Here is a 19,222-nt window from a genome sequence, read left to right as displayed (position 1 = left end):
GCCTTCATCCTTCATTTAGCCAGTCTTTAATTTCCTGAACTAACCAGTCTCGTTCAGGTTCAGTTAATTCTTGCGCCACCGTATAACGAGTTGATTCGGTTTGAATCAAGATTTCTTGGAAGGGGATTGTTTTAATTGTTTCAATCTGGGAAATGTCTATAGTTTTAGTGTCATAACAAAATCCTAGCCAAAAGCGTTGAATGTTCAATATATCTCGTTTTAAGTCAAGGCGATGATGTCCAAACAGGAAAAAGCTGACTGGATTTGAGAGGGTTGCCAGTTTTGTCGAACCTCTGATAATCAGCCATCCGAATAAAACCGCGATCGCTAACCCAAACCCTAAGGATATATGACCACTAGTAAAGGCAAAAATTACTGCCAAAACCACTAATCCAACTCCCACCAGTCCCACCGTTAAACCAAACCCTAGGCGAAAAATCAACTGAACGCCTACTTTTGCCAGTTTCTGATGACCTCGTTTCGGTTCTAGGTGCTGCATAACTCGGAATTTAATCGTCCCCAACCAAGCCAGAATAATCGTCAGCGCTAGCAGCCCAAAGAATAAGGGATTACTTTGGAGAAAGAGGATTGGCATACCCCATAAAATCAGTATCTCGGCACTAATTAGTACACTGAGAAACAGAGGAAAAGTTTTCTGCAAAATTCGCCCTAACCCTAATTTTATCGCTGTTGTTAATAACCCGCCGCGTGCGGGAAATTGAATCCGAAACTGCTGGGGAGATTTTCTCCAGCGAATCCGTGAATGTAGAGGCTGACGGGTAGCAGGTGGGAAACTCTGGCGCACCCGATTAAATTTCAAGTCTTCTAACGCTTGACTCGCACTGCTATAGCGTGGCTCTAATTCAGGCTCCGTTAGGGTTTCAATCCAGTGAACCAAGGTAGAATTGAGGCTGGTGTAATGGCGAAATTGAACCCGCATTTGACGTTGGGGTAAATCAGCCGGAGCCACACCTGTAGCAAGATGAATTAAGGTTGCTCCCAAAGCGTATAAATCAGACGCCGGGACAGCTTTACCCCAAAACTGTTCTAAGGGAGCATAACCTGTCGTACCAACCACGGTAAAGGTTACGCCTTCAACCGCAGTCTGATCTTGCACCGCACCAAAATCGACGAGATATACTCGTTCATCTTCTCCCCAAATTAGGTTACTGGGTTTAATATCCCGATGGAGAACGGGTGGATTTAAAGCGTGTAAATAACCGAGAATTTCCAGAACCTCTGTCGCAATCTGGCGCACTTGAACTTCTGTAAAGCGTTTTCCTTGGTCTAACCATTGTTGCAAGGAAGCACCGGGAATGTAATCTTGGACGAGACCAAACCACGGTAAGCCGCCTCCTGATTGCTTGTCGAGGGAAAAATAGTCTCGATACCGGGGAATTCGAGGATGCTGTAACTGCTGGAGAACTTCAGCCTCACGTTCAAAGAGTTTCAAGTCTTCCCACTGCATCTGAGGATTAAAGGCGAGGAGTTTGAGAATCACTGGCTGGCTGGGTTGAGTCGAGAGATCCATCGCCAACCAGGTTTGACGACTCGCATTCTGACCCAGCTTTTGTTGAAGCTGATAATGCTGATGCACGACATCTGGGAGTTGTAGCATCCTCACACCTCGGTTACGATGAGTGCCACTGACTGGTATGCTGGTGGGCAATGCCCACCCTACAATATATCAAAGGTTTCGGCGATTCCCTAATGCAAATTTTCAGTGCCATTCTAGTTAAGATGGCAGCTTTCTCTCTAAGGTAACTTAAGAAACTCCGCTATAGTGAGTAGTTGCTGGTTATTGGACAAAGAAAGCAGACAATCAACAATCAACCATGAACAACCGATTACAGTGGTGGAAAACGGGGAACGGTAAATATCTGGGAATTTTGGGACTAATTTGGCTAGCCAGCGCGTTGTGCGATCGCCTGTGGTTTGCGCTGGACAAGTCTGTCCCAGCTTGGGATCAGGCGGATTATTTGACGGGTTCGTTAAATTATTGGCAAGCGTTGCAGCATCCTGAATGGTTCTCTGGGGAATGGTGGACGAATTTATGGCAACTTTCGTCTAAAATACCGCCGTTTACGTATATCGCTACGGCGATTATTCAACATGTTTTTGGTCGGGGAACGGATCAAGCGACGCTGGTTCTGTTACTCTTTCATGCTATTCTTATTGGTTCGGTTTATGGCTTGGGTGTCCAACTTTTCAATCGTCGGGTTGGATTATGGGCGACTGGATTAACGGTGCTTTTACCGGGACTTTATCGTTATCGTTTAGAATTTCTGCTGGATTATCCACTGACTGCTGTTGTTACTCTAAGTTTCTTCTGTCTCACGGTTTGGCGAAATCAAAGCTTAAAACCTGTAATTGCTAAATCCCCAACCAATCACCAATCTATACTCTGGGCAATAATCTTTGGCTTATCTCTGGGATTAGCGCTAATGGTCAAGCAAACGGCGCTATTCTTTCTATTTATACCGATTATCTGGGTTATGGCGGGAACAATTCGACGGCGAAATTGGGGACGCTTCGCTCAGTTAATTGTGGGATTGTTGGTGTCTGGGTTGGTATTTTATCCCTGGTATCGCACCAACTGGCTACTCATTTTAACCTCTGGCAAACGAGCCACGTTAGATTCCGCGATCGCAGAGGGTGATCCGGCGCTGAATACTTTGGAGGCTTGGCTTTATTATGGGAAGATTTTACCTTATTTGGTGTCGTGGGTTCTGTTGCTTGTGCCGATTGTGGGTTTGATTCTTTATTGGCGGAAAAAAGAGAAGGTTTGGGGTGGGGAAGGGGAGGATGTTTTTTCAACGCAGAGGGGCGCAGAGGTTAACGCAGAGGGGCGCAGAGGGTTTCATAAAGGATATGGGTTGGGTGGGTTAGGTTGGCTGGCTGTGTTTTTGGTTGGGGGGTATTTATTGTCTTCTCTGAATGTGAATAAGGATGCACGGTATATTTTGCCATTGTTACCTGTATTTTCGGTAGTTTTAGCATCGGGGTTGGTTCTTTGGCAAGGGGGTTGGGGTAAGTCGGTTCGCTGGGGAACGGTGGGGTTGGCGTTGGTGTTAATGGTGCTGAATTTGTTTCCTTTGGGCGGTGGTTTTTTAACTCAAGTTCTTGCGCCGCTTGTTCAACATTTTCCTTATTTGGGAGAACCTGTTCCGCTGGCTCAGGTGATTGATGAAATTATCCAAACTTCTCCCAATTTACAGACAACGTTAGGGGTATTACCGTCAACGCCGGAAATTAATCAGCATAATTTAAATTATTATGGGGCGTTGCGGGATTTTCAGGTGTATGGGCGTCAGGTGGGAGTACGAGACAAGCAGGTTGAACAGGATGCGCGATCACTATCTTGGTTTGTGACAAAAACAGGGGATCAAGGGTCTGTTCCTGAAGCGCAAACGGCTATAGTAGAGAAGGTTGAAAAAGGCGGAGACTTCCAACTTCAGAAGACGTGGGATTTACCGGATGGTAGTCTGCTCAAGCTTTATCACCGACATCAGCCATTTTTCGAGGTCGCAACAGTCAACAGTAAACAGTCAATTGTAGGGGCGGATTTAAACCCAATTGTAGGGGTGGGTTTAGACCCAATTGTAGGGGTGGGTTTAGGAACTCAATTCAGATACTCACCAATAAATGAACAACGAAACCCACCCTACCCACCAATAAATGTTCAACAAAACCCGCCCTCTTCGCCAATGAATGAACAACAAAATAACCCCTTATTCAACAGCCTGCCCTTAAGCGTAGTCGAAGGGTTAGATAAAATTCAATTAAATCAGGTGATTGTCCCAGAGACAGCGCCCCCTGGTTTCCCTGTACCTGTTACGTATGAATGGACAGGAGATTGGCAACCGTTACAATCGGGAATTGTGTTATTAACCTGGCATTCGCTGGAAGCAGGAGATCAATATCAATGGTTACATGATCATGGTATTGCCATGGGAAAATTGTTTCCGAAGTCAACAAACAACCGTCGGCTATCAACCGTCACCAATCAATCGTCCAAGTACAAAGTTGTTGAAGACATGGCGATGTTACCTCCGGCAGATATTCCAGCGGGAGCGTATACATTAAACGCCACCTATTTGAATCGAGAGACGGGGGAAACCTATCCCCTATCAGTACCAGCCGTTCAAATAAAAATTGATCCCAAAGCGTCTACAACACCTGCACCAGAATTAGACCTAATTACCCAATTTCGCACATTAGCGGCGACTTTGCCCAATGGTGCTGACTCCCTGGAGGCTATCTTTGAACAAACGGGTCGAATTAATCAGTATGACCCAATTCAAGACTATCTGGTGCAGGCAGATTTGGCGTTAACTCATCGGTTAAAGTTGGAACCAAAACGGTTAGACTGGGCTTATGCTCAAGCTTTGTCTAGGGTTTTACAGGTAGATTCCCAGAGTGCGATCGCAGCGTTAAAGCAAGTCGTTCAGCTTGATCCCCAAAATCCTTATGCTCATGCTTATTTGGCTTTCGTTTATTTATATGAATGGCGGGGTCAAGATGCCCAAACTGCGCTCAAGCCTGCTTTAAGTCTCAATCCAAATCTGCCAGAAGTTCAAGCCCTTTCTGGAGTTGCTGCCCTGATGCAAGGGAATTTAGTCAAAACCTGGTATTTTATTGATCAATTGAGAAATGAATCATGAGTCATTAATTGAGAGTTTTGACCTCAATTGAAAATGTTACCTGGAATGGGTTGAGCTTCAACTTGGGGAGAAGCAGTTGTGGAGGATGAAGGAGTCGTTTGTAATCTTAGTATATACGTTGTTCCTTGAGGAATTTCTACCACTCGTGCTTTCTCTGTAGAAAATGCTCCCGCTAAATGAGCAACTCCATCGGCAATAGCAGCATATTTGTAAACTTCATTAAGATTGCCATTACTCAGAGGTGCTACGACTCCATGGGCGATACGAGCGAACGTAGATCCCCATACTTGAGCTTTGTCAGTTCCGCTTCTTACAGTGACTGTTTTCCCTTCCAAGAAATTGCTATTTGCTTGAATTGGAATAAGTTGACCGTTCACAACCAGAGAGCGAGCGACAATAAATGCACCACTCTCGTGGGAAACCAGATAAGCTTCAACTGGAGAATTAGCAGGAACTATTACATTCCCAGCACTATTTTGAAGGGGTTGAGCTAGATACAGAGTGATAGGTACTGTTTGATTTTGACCGATATCAAAAACAACGGATTCTGGAAAGCTGACAACAATTGCCATTGCTGGCTGGGGTTGTGTCATGCCCTGATTCCTCACCTGTGGATGACTGGGAACAGAATACTGAGCTAATGCAGGTAGAGTTGTAGAAACAACAACAGAAAAACTTAGCCCAAGACCTAACAAATCAGATTTATTTATCACGATTTTTTCCTCTTGAAAAGCTTGACAATTTATTTTTGAGAGTTGGAGTTGCTCGATTATCATAATCTGATTGGGGTGATTGGGCTTTTTCTTCGTCTGGGGAAATTTCTACTAGAGAACGGATTGAATTTATTGTTCCTTCCTTAAATTTTGGCTCGTACCAAACTGTAGTTTGACTATCAGATGCACTAGCAAATACCGCAATTCGTTGACAATTTGAACATTCATAAACTTGGGGAAATTCTGAATTCCGAGGATAAAGTAGTTTGTAGATTAAATCTTCAAATTCTTGCTCAGATTTGGCGACGGAGTAAGCCGTAATCAGTTCCTCAATTAATTTTTCCCGTAAAGGTTCCCAGACTAGCTTGAATCCTTGGGGATTGGGAATTGGTGATAAATTGATGTTTTCACCGCATAAACAAGTGAGCTTGGGCATGGAGAATTCCTCTTAATGGAAGATATCAACGATAATGTGATTGTTTTTAATAATAATAATTCGGATAAGTCCGCAATCGGGTGTGGAGAGAACACCATCAGCCATGTTTTGAGCTTGATCAATTGTAATTTGGTTACTTTCTCCTCTAGCTAGTTCAATCACGACAATCTTCGCTTGATTGCTTTTTTCTATGATATTTTGGGCGATACTCCTAGTTCGTTTGCTTTGAGGCTGCATTAAGTCAGCAGAGGTTTGGCTACCGTCTGGATGAATAAAGCGATAATTTCCACGGCGACTACCTGGTATTTCTGCTGCACCTTCTACCCGGATGACTCCTGAAAGTTGACCCAATTGAGCTTGACGATTCAAAAATTCGCCAATTTTAATTTCGTCTGATGTTGCTCTAGGGTTTCTATTTACATAGGATTCGCTCATCAGGAGTCCTATTAAATCTATTTAATTATACATGATTATGGTTCTGTTTCTACACCGGGTAAAGGGGGAAGGGTTTTAAATTTTGATGCGCCCATCGCTATTTAATTCGCTCGTAATAACCGAGATAAAGCAGTTCCAACTTTCCTCCATACTCTTGAATCAATGCAAGTTGACGCCGATATAATCCGCGAAAGGTGTTGGCAAAGATTAGAGTCGCGATCGCGACACTCAATCCGGCGACGGTGGAAATTAAGGCTTCACTGATCCCACCTGTCACACCTACCGTGGTTTGACCGCCAATATCCCCAATCTGTAGGGCAGCAAAGGCGTCAATTAATCCTAAAATTGTACCTAAAAGTCCCAGTAGAGGTGAGACACTAATGATGGTCTCAAATGCCGTGTTGAACCGCTTGAGAATCGGTAACTCCGCTTGCACCGCACTTTCGAGGGCGAGGCGAAATTGTTCGGGAGTGGGACGTTTGAGTTCCAACGCCGCGAGAAAAATTCGGGCGATCGGCAGATCACTATTTTGTTCCAGCTTGAGAAAGGCTTCGGGGGGATTTTGTTGATACAGGTGCAGCACTTCTCGCATCAAACGGTTCTGGCGCTGAGTGACTCGTCGCCAAAAATTGATCCGTTCTAAAATTAGTGCGATCGCTAAGATAGAAAGCACTAATAGGGGCAACATAACTACCCCACCCAAGGAAAAGAAGGCGTTCAATGACATGCAGTTGCTCAATTAGGAGGAAGAGGAAAAGAGGGCAAATTTTTCCTTGTTCGCCTTGTCTCCCCCGCACCCTACACCCTACACCCTACACCCTACACCCCCTTAATGGTTACGGATTATTAGGAATGCGGTCAATTTGGGCATAACCACTAAATATCAGTTGCTGTCCTTGGGTTTCCAGGCGATTGATTCGCATCGTCACGCCATCAAGATTGAAGCGATCCAGATCCACCATGTTATTCAAAATCTTATCCAGAGCATTCGTTAAGGCTTCAGAGGTGTCGCGCATTTCCTCTGGAATCGTATCCGGTTCAAACTGAGAGTCTTTGAAGAGAATCCGCCGCCGCCGTTCCACAGCCAGAGTTGAAGTCATGTTAATTGGAACTAACTCCTGATCAGGAAGGTTGACTTTGGCAAAAAGCTGAATCCGGTTATTGGGAAGCAGCTTGAGTTGCACGTCGGTGAAGGAAATTGGTTTACCCCCGGTGATATCCTCCAATTCGGGAATGGAAATATTTTCTAACCGCTTTCTCACCAGTTCGGCTTTAAACGCCTGGTTGATATCGGGTTCTGTCAACACGACTTGGGCGATCGCTTGGGTGGGTTGCTTCAGGTGGATCTGACCCTTGAGGACAGAACTGAAGTCCAAGGACACAGCGTCTGTTTCAAAGGACATCTCCTGGGTCCGAAACTGTCTACGGATCACCAAGCCTCGCCCCTGCATCTTAAAGCTATCAATGCTACCCTGCAACAGTTTACTGGAGGGATTGCAGCGCACCGAAACCTCGACAGACTCACTGCGAGTAAAGAGGTGGCGAATCGTATTGCTGGCGACGGTATTGAGCATCCGTTCGCCCCAATCTGTACCAGACGGGTTGGTAAAACCGGCAAAGCCACCGAGCATAGTAGTCCTGTTATCCACGTGAGTTGTCTCTTTACATTTGTAACAAAATGTGAAGCCTTCAGCAATCTCACAGTGGGAATATTGATGGATATTGAAAATTGGCACATAGCATAGACCTAAGGGTGACTTGGGGTCTAGCTATAGGAATAGAATTTCTGAAGTTAATGATTAGTTTTGGTTAAGGCGAGGGACAGGAACAGGTAACAGGGAACAGTTTTGGTAACTTCAACCCTTAAACTCTACCATGAACTCTGATCAATTATTTTCAAAGCTTAGTCCAAGATGGTCAAAAGATTAGGAGGGGAGTATGTCCATCCGGGTGTTTGTTTACGGGACTCTCAAACCTGGGGAAGTCAATTATCAACGCTACTGTGAAGGCAAAGTGGTAGCCGCCCAACCTGCGATCGCGTTGGGTCAACTGTTTAATTTGCCCATCGGCTATCCAGCAATGACCCCTGGAAATAGTCCGGTGCGGGGATTTTTACTGACGTTGACTGAGCCAACCCTTTTAACCGTCTTGGATGAGCTGGAAGACTACAATTCCCAGCGAAACCCAGAGGACAATGAATATTATCGGCAACAAGTGACGATTTATGATCTGGCGAACCAATCGTTAGGACAGGCTTGGATCTACCTGATGCAACCTGAGCGAGTGCAGCGTTTAGGGGGTACACTCATTGCTTCCGGTTGGTGGAGTCCTATAAATTAGGGTCTGCTGAATAAGTCTTGTGGTGGGGTTAGAGAGCAGGGGAAGCAATGTAGAGACGTAGCATGCTACGTCTGGGAGCAGGGGGAGCTCTACGGCTCCAAGTGTTGATAGCTAAGGGTTTTGGCTTTGTGCAGCAAGCCCTAAATGATGAATACCCCATCTGAAAGGAAATGGGGCATTGAATATTGAATAGAGAGATATTTTTCTGTTTTCTTGCCAGCGACAGGATAGTTAGGGATTGAAGATGGCAGAATCAACGAAATTTTCCGGCGAGGCACTTTTAGCCTTAGGGATTTGGATAACTGGACGGTTCACGGCGATCATCAGAGGTTCCGCCGCCTCTTCGGTTACAGGAGTTTGAGCTAACCGTGGCATCAACTGACTACCAGGGAGTATCCCAGAAAAGGCACTGACAAACATCGCGGCGATCGCGGCACCCCCCCAAACCATGGTGTTCCGTAGGCGGCGGCGATCAATGCGGGTAAACACCTGATTTGCCGTCTCTTGAGCGGTTACCTGAGTGGCAGGTACAGGGAGCTGGTGCAGTCCTTGGCGTAGCTTCATCAGTCGAGTATACAAGTGTTGACTATTGGCATCGTTTGCCAACCAATCTTGCACTTGATAGCGCTCGGCTGCTGTCACCTCACCATCAATGTAGGCACTGATAAGTTCAAAGCGATCGCGCTGTAGACTATCCATGTCTCTGGCAGCTTCTTGCCCGGAACAGTTATGAGCATCAAAATTAGAGTTCATTTTAGATCACCACCGAGTCTTCACTAGCGCTCAATTATGGATCGTTATCGTTTGTGACATCCTCCCACACTGACTCTATTCGAGAGAGCGTATGGGCTTCCTTGGTCGTAATCTGATCAATTACGCTGTTGGCGTTTTATAGTGAGGAGATGCCCAGCCCCACTGTTGTATTGGCTGATAAGGTTTAACTTTGACCATTAACTTGCCAGCTTTTGCAGCTTGGCAAATCAAATAGTAGTTGAAAGTTGACCTTAGCCAGGGTAACGCAAGACTTGAGTGAACGACTACACCCTTCATTCCATTGCCCTCAAGTGTTTGGAATTACTCGCTCCAAGATGTTATATATCCCATCATAGAATGAACTTTGGTTTAGGGGAACAATTTCCCCATTCTAATCCGGAGACAATTAAACATCTAGATAGGGTTGCAGTTGAGATTGCAGTCTTGAGCGGGCTCTAGCGATACGCGACTTGACGGTTCCCAGGGATACGCCTGTAATTTCGGCAATCTCTTCATAAGCCATCCCTTCAATTTCTCGCAAGACAATCGTCGTGCGGAATGCTTCTGGCAAGTCTTTAATGGCTTCCCGTAGTTGGGCGTAAAATTCCCGCGTTGCCATATTGTCTTCCGGACTTGGACCATCAGCGGCAATTTCCCAATCCATCTCACCATCATCCATCCGACGCGGTGCATCCAGGGACAATGGCGGAGCTACCCGCTTGCGCTTGCGTAGCTCATCATAGAAAAGATTGGTCGTGATACGACTCAACCAACCCTTAAATTTGACGGGTTCCTTGAGGCGCTTAATATTCCGGTAAACTCTAATCCAAACTTCTTGCGCCAAGTCCGGTCTGTCCTGCCAATCTGGAGCCAGATGGTATAACACCTTCTCCACATGGGACTGATAGCGGCGCAGTAGTTCAGCAAAAGCTGCTCGGTCAGGAGTAATACCGTCCTGACAGCGCAAAATTAAATCGTAGTTCGAGAGTTTTTCAGGTTGCACCGTCACATTATCGGGTGTGACCTCAACCGGTGACCAGGATAGAGAAATCGATTGGCTCATGGATGGTAATGGGTGCTAGAACATCCTTACTTTTCACAGACGCCTGACTTCACGTAGAGTTCCCGCTTAGATTAGCAAAGGCTTGGTTGGGGTGAATAAACTAAATTTTAATTATCTCTATTCAAACCTACCAAGTACATCCTCCAAACGGGTAGTGTTTCCCGTCAAGTTTCAATATGGCATCTGGAAAAGCCTATCATCATTCTTCTAGAGGAAAGACATCCTATCCGGAAAAACTCACATCTTGCACCATTTGCATTAAACTGCTTTCCTATCTCCCTTATCTCCCTCATCTGGGTTGACTGACAAAGGTGCAAGATATCAGAAAAAAGGTTTACCTAGCCAGTTCTTCATAATACTGCACGCGCTCGGTTTCAGATAGACTGCGTATCTGGTTGATATAACTGGCAAACTCCTTTGGATTTAAGGACGCTTGCTTGTGAGCGCGTTCACTCCAGTAGGCTTGTCTGGCTCTCCAAGACATTTGTTGGGTTAGGGTATATTCCTCCTCACCTACCATTTGGGCGTAGGCTTGCTCTTCTGCTGGCAGTTGATTCAGATTGTTCCATCCCTTACCCAAGGCTTCCGGGTGCATCTGATCGTCCCACTGTCTTCGGCAGTCTAATTCAGTTGCGGTTGTCGTCAAAACGCGCTCATAAACTCCATCCTCTGGCAATGGTCCTCGTTTCGGTTCCTGGATGAGATTTTGACATACACCATTAGCCAGAGTGAGTTCTTGGTCAATTTCCGGGGATTGGCGGAAGAACATTTCGGTAGTGGTTGCATTACTATTACTGTCCTCTTGGGGGGTAGAAACCAAACCACCATCATCTGGGGGAGGCATCATACCACCATCATCTGGGGGAGGATTTAATACACCATTACTTAAACCAGGACGGGTGTTAAAACTAGCTACTGAACCGACTTCACCAGTAACCCGATTGTCTGGTGGAGTCAAAGGAGCCGGAACTTGAGCAAAGACGTCACCGGAGATATTGCTAGTCTCAGGCGAGCCATTTTGCCAAGCTCCGACAAACCCACCATCGGCTCGACCTGTGATCGTCGGGTTGAACTGAAAATCCGTTGCACTGGTGATGGTAAACGCTTCACCTGCGGTTCCATCTGCGCTGTAGCGCCGTCCGAACACATCACTATCGTTACCAGAACTCTGCCACGCTGCCACAAAGCCTCCATCTGCTAGAGCCGTAACATCCGTGGAATTGATCACGTCACCAATTAGTGTATCCGCGATCGCAAACGCTTCACCTGACGTTCCATCTGCCTGATAACGTCGTCCGTAAAGACTACGATTACCACCCTGATCCCTCAGCCAGGTGGCGACAAAACCGCCATCCGCTAAACCCGTGATCGTAGGATGGCGCTGAGAATCCATTGCCTCGCTGATCACAAACGCTTCACCTGCGGTGTCATCTGCTCCATAGCGCCGTGCCTTAATATTAATTAGGTCGCCAGTCTCACGATTTTCCCAGGTTACGACAAAACCGCCATCGGCTAATGCCGTAATATCAGGAAATTCCTGCCTCGTCGCCGTATTGCTGATGATAAACTCTGGACTGGCGATGCCATCTGCCCCATAGCGCCGTCCGTAAATATTTGGACTGTTAGTTTGCGAGTCATCCCAAGCCACGACAAAACCGCCATCGGCTAATGCTGTGACGGTAGGATTTGATTGAGTACCCGTTGCATCGCTGACAACAAACTCTGAATCCGTACCGTCTACTCGGAAGAGTCGCCCGTGAATGTCCTTTTGCAAAGCATTTTCGTTGTCCTGCCATATCACCACAAAGCTACCGTCTACTAAGGCTGTGACGCTAGGAAATAACTCTTGATTGGCTGCATTGCTGATGACAAATTCCGCTCCGACAGGATTACCACTAGCATAGTAGCGTCGCCCATAAATGTCAAAATTACTACTTTGCGAATTCTGGTTGCTATCCCACACGACAACAAAACCGCCATCAGCTAGAGTCGTGATACTGGCAAATTCTTGGACTTCCACCGCGTCAGTGATGGTTAATTCTCCTTGAGGTTGTAATGTGGAATCACCTGTTTGGTTGAGCATAACTGTACCGCTAACTCCTGAACCATTACCATCGCGATCGCTAGCGTGTAAATTACTGTAACTATTGGCTACGGGCGAGATCCGCAAATCCCAAGCTGTCAGGGTTATGTCCCCTCCATTTCCACCACTGGGATGACCATCTGCTGAAATTTCAGCAAGACGCTGCACCTCTAACTGGTTACCTGCATTCAGGTTAATACGGCTGGCATTGCTACCATCGCTGCTATTAGCGTTAATGACACCGCCATCCTGGATAGTGAGGTTATTCTCAGCATTGATGGTTACCAGTCCTTGAGTCCCAACTGCACTCTGAGCGTTGATCGTACCGCTATGGGTGATGTTATCAGCAAATAATCCAGCGACTCCCCGTTGGGCAGCAATGGTTCCTAAGCTCTGGATATCGTTAGTACCGTCTGTGGTTACAGTGAAGATCATATTGCCCAGAGGCGATTCAGCTAAGACGACCTCTGTACCCGCTCCTAAAACCGTCTGACCGCCCGGTGTCGTAATATTACCTGCCTGCTGAATAGTCTTAGCCATTAGCCACACCTGACCTCCATCCCCAGCCGTTGCGGTAGTAATTTGCGCTCCATTTTCCACCGTAATCGGAGTGCCACCACCAATTTGCCCGAAGCGATAGTTTCCGTCCAAGAAATCCTGGTTAGATAGGTCTAGAGTCGAGGCAATTAGCCCCTGCACGTCTACCACAGCATCAGCGCCAAAAACGATACCGTTAGGATTAATCAGAAATACTCGCCCATTAGACCGTAATGTCCCTAAAATCTGGGATGGGTCAGTACCAATAACACGGTTGAGAATAGCACTACTAGAATCTGGCTGGAGGAAACGGGTAATCTCACCCAGATTGATGGAAAATTCCTGCCAGTTGATAATTGTTCCAGCCGAGTTCGTAATCTCCAGAATCTCAGGACTGGGATTGGCGAAAGTAGCGGTGCCATTGACAACTGTGGGGTTGGTGGGATTGGCATGAGCTGGAGTGCAGAGGTTAGCAAGTATTAGAGCAATGAGTACACGTTTAAATTTGGCGTAGCCTGTCATAATTCTTACTCCTAAAACGAATACACTAGGCTGAAATGTACGCGGAGATCACCGGAATCGCTAATCACAGCTCCATCCAGTACATAACCTAAATCCACAGCACTACTGAAACGGTTTTGGTCATCCCAACGCCAGCCTAACCCAACAGTCCAAATACTGTCTTGATCCGGTTCTCCCGGCAAGGTATTTTCACGCCAGTATTGCCCAATGTCGGTAAAAGCCAAGAAGCGGTGACCCTTTCCCAAAACTGGGGTGTAAACTTCTAGACTTGCTCGCAGGGCGTTATCCCCGGCTATCTCGCGTTCCTCCAATCCTCGAATAGAACGTAACCCGCCTAACCCAAACTGTTCCCCAGAAATGAGGGGTTCTCCTGCATATTGACCTTCCCCCTGAAGGTGCTGAAATTAATTACATCACCCCACCGGGGAATAGGGGCTTGGTAGAATAATCCCAACTGCTTTACCCTGTCCAACTTTTCTGGAGACACGCTAACACTGAAGGCAGCAAGATGACCTCTGTTCCAAACGTTGCTATTTTGGGTGATCAGACTCAAGCGAGTCTGGCCTGTCTCCTCAGTACCAGTATTATCTAATCGTAGTGACCAACGTTGGGGGTTTTGGTCTTCAACGTTGATTTCGATGTTGGTTTGTCCTGATGCTACAGGTTGAAAATCCAGGATGAGTTCGCGGGAGGGGTTGTCGTTTGCCAGAAATAACTGGCGAGAGAGGACATTCAGGTTAGGAGTCTGGTTTTCTTGCAGTTCCGGTAAAGCAGCGCGGATACTCTCATCGCTGAAGTGGCTATTGCCACTAATCGTAATATCAGAAACCTTAACTTCGGTGATGTCAATCAGAAACACACCATCGAGTGTTAAGCGTTGAGGCGGGCTAATGCTCACCAGGGAATAACCAGCCTGACGATAAGCTTCAATTAGGGATTCCCGTGCTGCAATTAAATCAGCAAGGGTTTGATGATCACCTATATAGTCTTGAAGTTGAGCTTGCAATACAGCATCTGAGAGCAAGGTGTTACCTTGGAGGCGGAATTCTGTGATCGGAAAGCGCAGCACTTCTGGGGAATCCGCTGCTGGGGGTTCGATATCAGAGGAGTCTTGGTCTAGCGTACTGGTATCGGTAAGGATTAAAACATGGGGATTTTCAGGATTAGATGGGCAATGTTGCCACTGATTGAAGAGAAACTTGTCGGAGAAATAATGCCACCTGAGCCTGAACCTGTGCCTGAACCAGCGTCTATGCTAGGTTTGGCATTGGTTGGTACTTTCGGTGCTGTTTCAACACTAAAACGTAAGTGCAGCTAGGTAGAAACCAAGAGTAACTAACTCACTGAAATTTGCCTAGTTTGCTGGCTAAAAATTTCAATTAATTCAAAAATTTAAGATCATCCCCTGCCTTTTCGCTAATTTTGGTGTTAGCGTTAGTCTAGGTGGGGGATATTTGGCTTTCATTATATCCGTTTGAAAGATTTAGCTGCCTTATCTCCTGCTATTTGTTATAGCATTACGGGCATACGTTAGGACATTACTCTGTTGCCTATTGCCTATTCCCTATTGCCTTTTCACCTAATTTTATTGTCCTAACCTCAATGCGTAGTGCTATAACCTCGTTAAAATCAAGCCTTATCAGTACTAGAGTGAACTCAGACTCACTGGTTGAGATAGGGTAGAGTTAGCCTGGTTGTGATAGCCTTCTAAGTCATGATGGACGGAACATCCTCACTAAAAACTAGCTTGATGCTGCTTTGCTTTGGGTCAGCCGGATTATTATTGTCAGTAGCTTGGCAACAACGTCAATCAATACCACTCCCCTCGGAGATTGCCCAATCGGTTCAGAGGACATTTCTGGATCGAGAGGATCAGAGCGATTTGGATTCGCCTCAGCCACTGGGGAAATATGGTGAATGGATAAGAGAGCGAATGACCCTTAATTGGGGATGGGGATTAGATGCGCCTGTTCCCTTAGCCGGATTAATTCTACCTCATCCAGGTGCTTCTGAGCGAAACGCGATCGCCCAAGTATCACCCCTGACTCCCTATCTGAATCAGGCGATAATCGCTTTGGATGTGCGATTAGTTGTGGATTTGAGTGATGCCAAGGTGTATAGTTACTGGGGAGAGCAAGAACTCGCTAGCTATCCAGTTGCTGTGGGTCAACCCGGTTGGGAAACGCCAACGGGTAGCTTCAAGGTTCTCCGCAAGCAGCGCAACCCCATCTGGCGACAACCGATTACTGGTGATTTAATTCCGACTGGACCTGATAATCCCTTAGGCGATCGCTGGATCGGATTTTGGTCTGACGAACACCATCAGATCGGCTTTCATGGTACTAATGATGAAGATCTAGTGGGTAAGCCAATTTCTCACGGCTGCTTACGGATGCGAAATGCTGATATTCAGGCGTTGTATGAACAGATTCAAGTCGGAACGCCTATCTTGGTGCGGAAATGATTTGTCATTCGTCATTCGTCAGATCAAGTCCGGTGAATTACCCATAATAGCAATGCTGTAACCGCAAGGGTTTCGGGCTTTTTTATTAAGGGTGATTTGCCGGACATCATATCATTTGTCATTCGCCACACTCACGAAGCGAGAAGCAAGCTACGTTATTTGTTTTCTCCCCCATCTCCCTCATCTCCCCCATCTCCCCCATCTCCCCCATCTCCCTCATCTTCCCCATCTCCCTCATCTCCCTCATCTTCCCAACGCCTCTAGGGACTTTTGAGATCAGATTTGGGTTCAAAGTTGGGCGCGTAATCTTGGAGTAAGGAACTCACCTGCTGGAACAGATCTTTACCGCTACCTCTACGAAGAGCTTGGCGTTCAGAGCCAAAATCGGGTCGATGCTGATTTTGCATGATCGCCGTATCCACTTGCTGAGTAATCAACTCTTGCAGTTCTTCTTTGGCTCGCTGACGTTGGTATTTTGCCCCTTCTTCTGTGGTAGCGTACAGAGGGGGAAGTCGATTCAGAGCATAGGCGGCAATATCGCCCACATCCAGCACCTGATCGCTAGTTGCTTCAATTTCAGCCACTTGCGCGATCGCTTCGGTGAGTACCAACTCCTCCATCACGTTAATAAACTGCTTGCGCGGAACGGCGACGACTTCACCCGTCAACAGCGCTCCCATCAGGCGATCCAACGCCATATATTCTTCGATCGAAAGCTCTGATGCTGTATCACAAATACGCCCAACCTCAGTTTCCATGACTGGGGTTAAGTAACCATCTTGCAGAGCTTGTTCTACGATTTTTTCAATACTCATGGTGTTGGATTAGATTGCCCATTCGTCGCTCAGATCAAGGGAGACTTACCAGAGTTTACCTCAAACAAAACCCATAAGTGCATAAGATGCAGGAAAACTTCAGAAAAACTTAACATCTTCGCGGAAATCCCCACCCTCAACGAAGTAGGGTGGGGATGGACAGCGGGAAATCGGAGGTACGAAGATTTCCAAATCGCATTGTTTAGATGCGGTTTTTTAGTGTTATACTAGTTGATTCAACAGACTTTCAAAATTAATAAACGTCAAGCAGGCGCGGTGATTGCCGATGCAGATGGTAAAATTGACTCCGCTTCAAATTGCCGCGCTAACCACGTTAAACACTTAGAAGGCAAGCTGAAATCCGCACTTGTCTGGCTACGCAAGGCGGAAAAGTCACTCAAAGACTCTCGAAAGCATTACTCTGGCAAGTGGCACAACAAGAAACAATCCACCAATCTGAAACTATTTTGCTACCTGGATACGCGCCAAACATCCTGGCAAAGTAAACGATTCACCATCCATCACAAAAAACGGTACATCACCCATCTAGAACGCCAAATTACCACACTCAAAGCAGCTCCGATTCGCGTCACCATCAGCACACAGGCAGAATGCTTCTTTCTTGGCTCTAAAGGCGAAACGTGCGGAAATCTTGATTTTAGTGTCAAGAAATCACAGTTACGTGAGCGTGGTAGAAAGTACGCTCGAATGCTGTCAAATTTTGCCTATAGTCGATTTATTGAGCAACTAGCGTTGCAATGTGGCAATGCAGGAATTGAGGTCATCCGCCGTAATCCAGCATGGTCAAGCTTTCTGGCGCTGGTAAAGTATTTAAGAATGTACGGTATGAGCAGTGATGAAGCTGCGGCAATAGTTCTAGCGCGTAGAGCTATGAATTTGTCTGAACGGCTTCCCCGCTCCATAACCGCCTTGCTCGGAGTGAATCCGCTCCGAGCACGTATGGAGCGGGATTAACCAACTCAATAAAGTCCTCACTGGGATGTCACGCCATGACTTCTACAGTGTCTCTAACTGGGAATTCAAGGTCAAGCCTTTGATTGAATCGGCTCGTCAGATCGAGTCAAAGGCAAGCCGTAAGGCACTTTGAACAGGCATAGCATCTAGCCGCTAGGATGCGATGTGGTCAGATTATCACTTTTGGGTAGTTTTGTCCATACATGAATGAGCGGTACTTCACACCCTGTATTATTCAATACCGTCAAATCTCCAGGGTACTGGATCTACAGCAATGCCATGAACATACAGTCCCCAGTGCAAATGCGGTCCCGTAGAAGCTCCCGTTGAACCCACTGTACCAATTCTTTGACCAGCTTGGACAAAATCTCCTTCTTGAACGTCGATCTGATTTAGGTGCAGCATAATACTCAACACCCCTTGACCATGGTCAATTCCGACTGTATTACCATGGACATTAAACCCCTGTGATTCTCGTCCCACTAACGCTACTCGTCCGGCGGCGGGGGCGACGACAGGTGAACCTGTTCCAGCGGCGTAGTCAACCCCTCGATGATAATAATCCTGGGCGAATACTCCGTTATAATAACGGCGCACGCCAAACACCGTAGACACTCGACCTGCATTAGGTCTGACTAAGGGTCCATTCCAGAACTTTTGCGGCGTCACTAATGTTTTGAACTCAGCCACCCGATTGAGTTCCAGTTCTGTGGCGGATCGGTTGGCACTACCGGATAGTCGGATACGCTGGGTGGGAAACGAGCGATTTTTCAGAAATACAGCCAGGTTCCTCACCTCACCATCCCCAATGACTTGAAATTCTAAACGTCCGGATTTATCCAGAGGAGTGGTTGGGAGTAAGGCGCGATAGCGATTGGCGGTGACAGGAAAGGCGGGATAGATTTTTTGCCCGATGGACACGCTTGGCGGTTGAGTCGTGGTTTCTGTGTCAATCATCACCGACAGCGTATCCCCTAACTGAGGACTTTCTGGGATTACGCGCACTTGCAGCGCGATCGCGGCTTGAGTCTTGATCGCCAAAACGGTTGCTAGACCTACAGTTAACGCTGTGGTCAATCGTCCTTTGATCCCCAATGGTTTGGCAGGGAAACGTCGCGGAGTGACTGGAAGCGATTGACTGGGGATTCCTGAACTCTGGGTGTTGAGTCGGGTTTGTTTAATGTCTTCAGAGTGTGTTAAAAGGGCGCTCATTGGCATCGGCAAACGATTAACTGGATTAATCCTAGAGCATAGACTAGCACTTAGCTTAAAGACTTGCCAGTTGACCCGCTTATTCGGGTGGGCAAAGCTAATCAACCCTAGTGGCGTGACACAGCTAAAATTGTGGGATAGATTTGGCGGTGAAATTGGGCGCACGCCATGCGCCCCTACAATTCTAATCCACCAATTAAGGTGTGCCAC

General features: G+C 46.7%; 18 protein-coding genes. 5 read left to right on the top strand and 13 right to left on the bottom strand.

The window, feature by feature from the left end:
- Window positions 1-4: 4 nt before the first annotated feature.
- Window positions 5-1,618 (bottom strand): serine/threonine protein kinase, encoded by a 1,614-nt coding sequence (locus tag RIE73_RS20040; protein ID WP_446402853.1) that lies wholly within the window; start codon window positions 1,616-1,618, stop codon window positions 5-7.
- Between the two features lie 217 nt (window positions 1,619-1,835).
- On the opposite strand from RIE73_RS20040, the gene RIE73_RS20035 reads away from it, so the two are divergent.
- Complete coding sequence (locus RIE73_RS20035; RefSeq protein WP_446402852.1) at window positions 1,836-4,664, top strand: phospholipid carrier-dependent glycosyltransferase; 2,829 nt, start codon at window positions 1,836-1,838, stop codon at window positions 4,662-4,664.
- A gap of 23 nt (window positions 4,665-4,687) precedes the next feature.
- On the opposite strand, the gene RIE73_RS20030 is transcribed toward RIE73_RS20035, so the two are convergent.
- The 5 genes from RIE73_RS20030 to RIE73_RS20010 form a co-directional block, all read right to left on the bottom strand.
- On the bottom strand, window positions 4,688-5,257 hold the full coding sequence (locus RIE73_RS20030; protein WP_446402851.1) for a hypothetical protein: 570 nt from the start codon (window positions 5,255-5,257) through the stop codon (window positions 4,688-4,690).
- A gap of 109 nt (window positions 5,258-5,366) precedes the next feature.
- Window positions 5,367-5,813, bottom strand: coding sequence for a hypothetical protein (locus tag RIE73_RS20025; protein ID WP_446402850.1), 447 nt, complete (start codon window positions 5,811-5,813; stop codon window positions 5,367-5,369).
- A gap of 12 nt (window positions 5,814-5,825) precedes the next feature.
- Window positions 5,826-6,248: a CdiA C-terminal domain-containing protein gene (locus tag RIE73_RS20020; RefSeq protein WP_446402849.1), complete on the bottom strand. Its 423-nt coding sequence runs from the start codon at window positions 6,246-6,248 to the stop codon at window positions 5,826-5,828.
- A gap of 97 nt (window positions 6,249-6,345) precedes the next feature.
- A complete protein-coding gene (locus tag RIE73_RS20015) occupies window positions 6,346-6,975 on the bottom strand; it encodes a MotA/TolQ/ExbB proton channel family protein (RefSeq protein WP_446402848.1) in 630 nt (209 codons plus the stop codon).
- Window positions 6,976-7,084: 109 nt separating this feature from the next.
- Window positions 7,085-7,879, bottom strand: a complete 795-nt coding sequence (locus tag RIE73_RS20010; RefSeq protein ID WP_446402847.1) for an LmeA family phospholipid-binding protein — start codon at window positions 7,877-7,879, stop codon at window positions 7,085-7,087.
- A gap of 307 nt (window positions 7,880-8,186) precedes the next feature.
- Between RIE73_RS20010 and RIE73_RS20005 the strand changes: the two genes are divergently transcribed.
- Window positions 8,187-8,588 (top strand): gamma-glutamylcyclotransferase family protein, encoded by a 402-nt coding sequence (locus RIE73_RS20005; RefSeq protein WP_446402846.1) that lies wholly within the window; start codon window positions 8,187-8,189, stop codon window positions 8,586-8,588.
- A 231-nt stretch (window positions 8,589-8,819) separates the two neighbouring features.
- On the opposite strand, the gene RIE73_RS20000 is transcribed toward RIE73_RS20005, so the two are convergent.
- From RIE73_RS20000 to RIE73_RS19980, 5 genes are all read right to left on the bottom strand, one after another.
- Entirely contained in the window at window positions 8,820-9,341 is a 522-nt protein-coding gene (locus tag RIE73_RS20000) for an anti-sigma factor family protein (protein WP_446402845.1), read from the bottom strand.
- Between the two features lie 406 nt (window positions 9,342-9,747).
- Window positions 9,748-10,404 (bottom strand): sigma-70 family RNA polymerase sigma factor, encoded by a 657-nt coding sequence (locus RIE73_RS19995; RefSeq protein WP_446402844.1) that lies wholly within the window; start codon window positions 10,402-10,404, stop codon window positions 9,748-9,750.
- 334 nt (window positions 10,405-10,738) lie between these two features.
- A complete protein-coding gene (locus RIE73_RS19990) occupies window positions 10,739-13,546 on the bottom strand; it encodes a two-partner secretion domain-containing protein (RefSeq protein ID WP_446402843.1) in 2,808 nt (935 codons plus the stop codon).
- An 11-nt stretch (window positions 13,547-13,557) separates the two neighbouring features.
- Complete coding sequence (locus RIE73_RS19985; RefSeq protein WP_446402864.1) at window positions 13,558-13,905, bottom strand: BamA/TamA family outer membrane protein; 348 nt, start codon at window positions 13,903-13,905, stop codon at window positions 13,558-13,560.
- Window positions 13,881-14,615 (bottom strand): POTRA domain-containing protein, encoded by a 735-nt coding sequence (locus RIE73_RS19980; protein ID WP_446402842.1) that lies wholly within the window; start codon window positions 14,613-14,615, stop codon window positions 13,881-13,883. The genes RIE73_RS19985 and RIE73_RS19980 overlap by 25 nt, the downstream gene beginning before the upstream one ends.
- Before the next feature lie 78 nt (window positions 14,616-14,693).
- Here RIE73_RS19980 and RIE73_RS19975 point away from each other — a divergent pair, with 78 nt between their 5' ends.
- Window positions 14,694-14,864, top strand: coding sequence for a PEP-CTERM sorting domain-containing protein (locus RIE73_RS19975; protein ID WP_446402841.1), 171 nt, complete (start codon window positions 14,694-14,696; stop codon window positions 14,862-14,864).
- A gap of 396 nt (window positions 14,865-15,260) precedes the next feature.
- Window positions 15,261-16,010, top strand: coding sequence for a L,D-transpeptidase (locus RIE73_RS19970; RefSeq protein WP_446402840.1), 750 nt, complete (start codon window positions 15,261-15,263; stop codon window positions 16,008-16,010).
- Window positions 16,011-16,270: 260 nt separating this feature from the next.
- On the opposite strand, the gene RIE73_RS19965 is transcribed toward RIE73_RS19970, so the two are convergent.
- Entirely contained in the window at window positions 16,271-16,825 is a 555-nt protein-coding gene (locus tag RIE73_RS19965) for a late competence development ComFB family protein (protein ID WP_446402839.1), read from the bottom strand.
- 231 nt (window positions 16,826-17,056) lie between these two features.
- Between RIE73_RS19965 and RIE73_RS19960 the strand changes: the two genes are divergently transcribed.
- Window positions 17,057-17,800, top strand: a complete 744-nt coding sequence (locus RIE73_RS19960) for a hypothetical protein (RefSeq protein ID WP_446402838.1) — start codon at window positions 17,057-17,059, stop codon at window positions 17,798-17,800.
- Between the two features lie 231 nt (window positions 17,801-18,031).
- Here RIE73_RS19960 and RIE73_RS19955 read toward each other — a convergent pair whose 3' ends face one another.
- Complete coding sequence (locus tag RIE73_RS19955) at window positions 18,032-19,012, bottom strand: M23 family metallopeptidase (protein WP_446402863.1); 981 nt, start codon at window positions 19,010-19,012, stop codon at window positions 18,032-18,034.
- Window positions 19,013-19,222: the final 210 nt, after the last annotated feature.

Source organism: Coleofasciculus sp. C1-SOL-03, from assembly GCF_040220555.1.
GTDB lineage: Bacteria > Cyanobacteriota > Cyanobacteriia > Cyanobacteriales > Coleofasciculaceae > Coleofasciculus.
The sequence above is the reverse complement of the archived record's forward strand: the minus strand, read 5'-3'. Positions and strand labels throughout refer to the sequence as shown.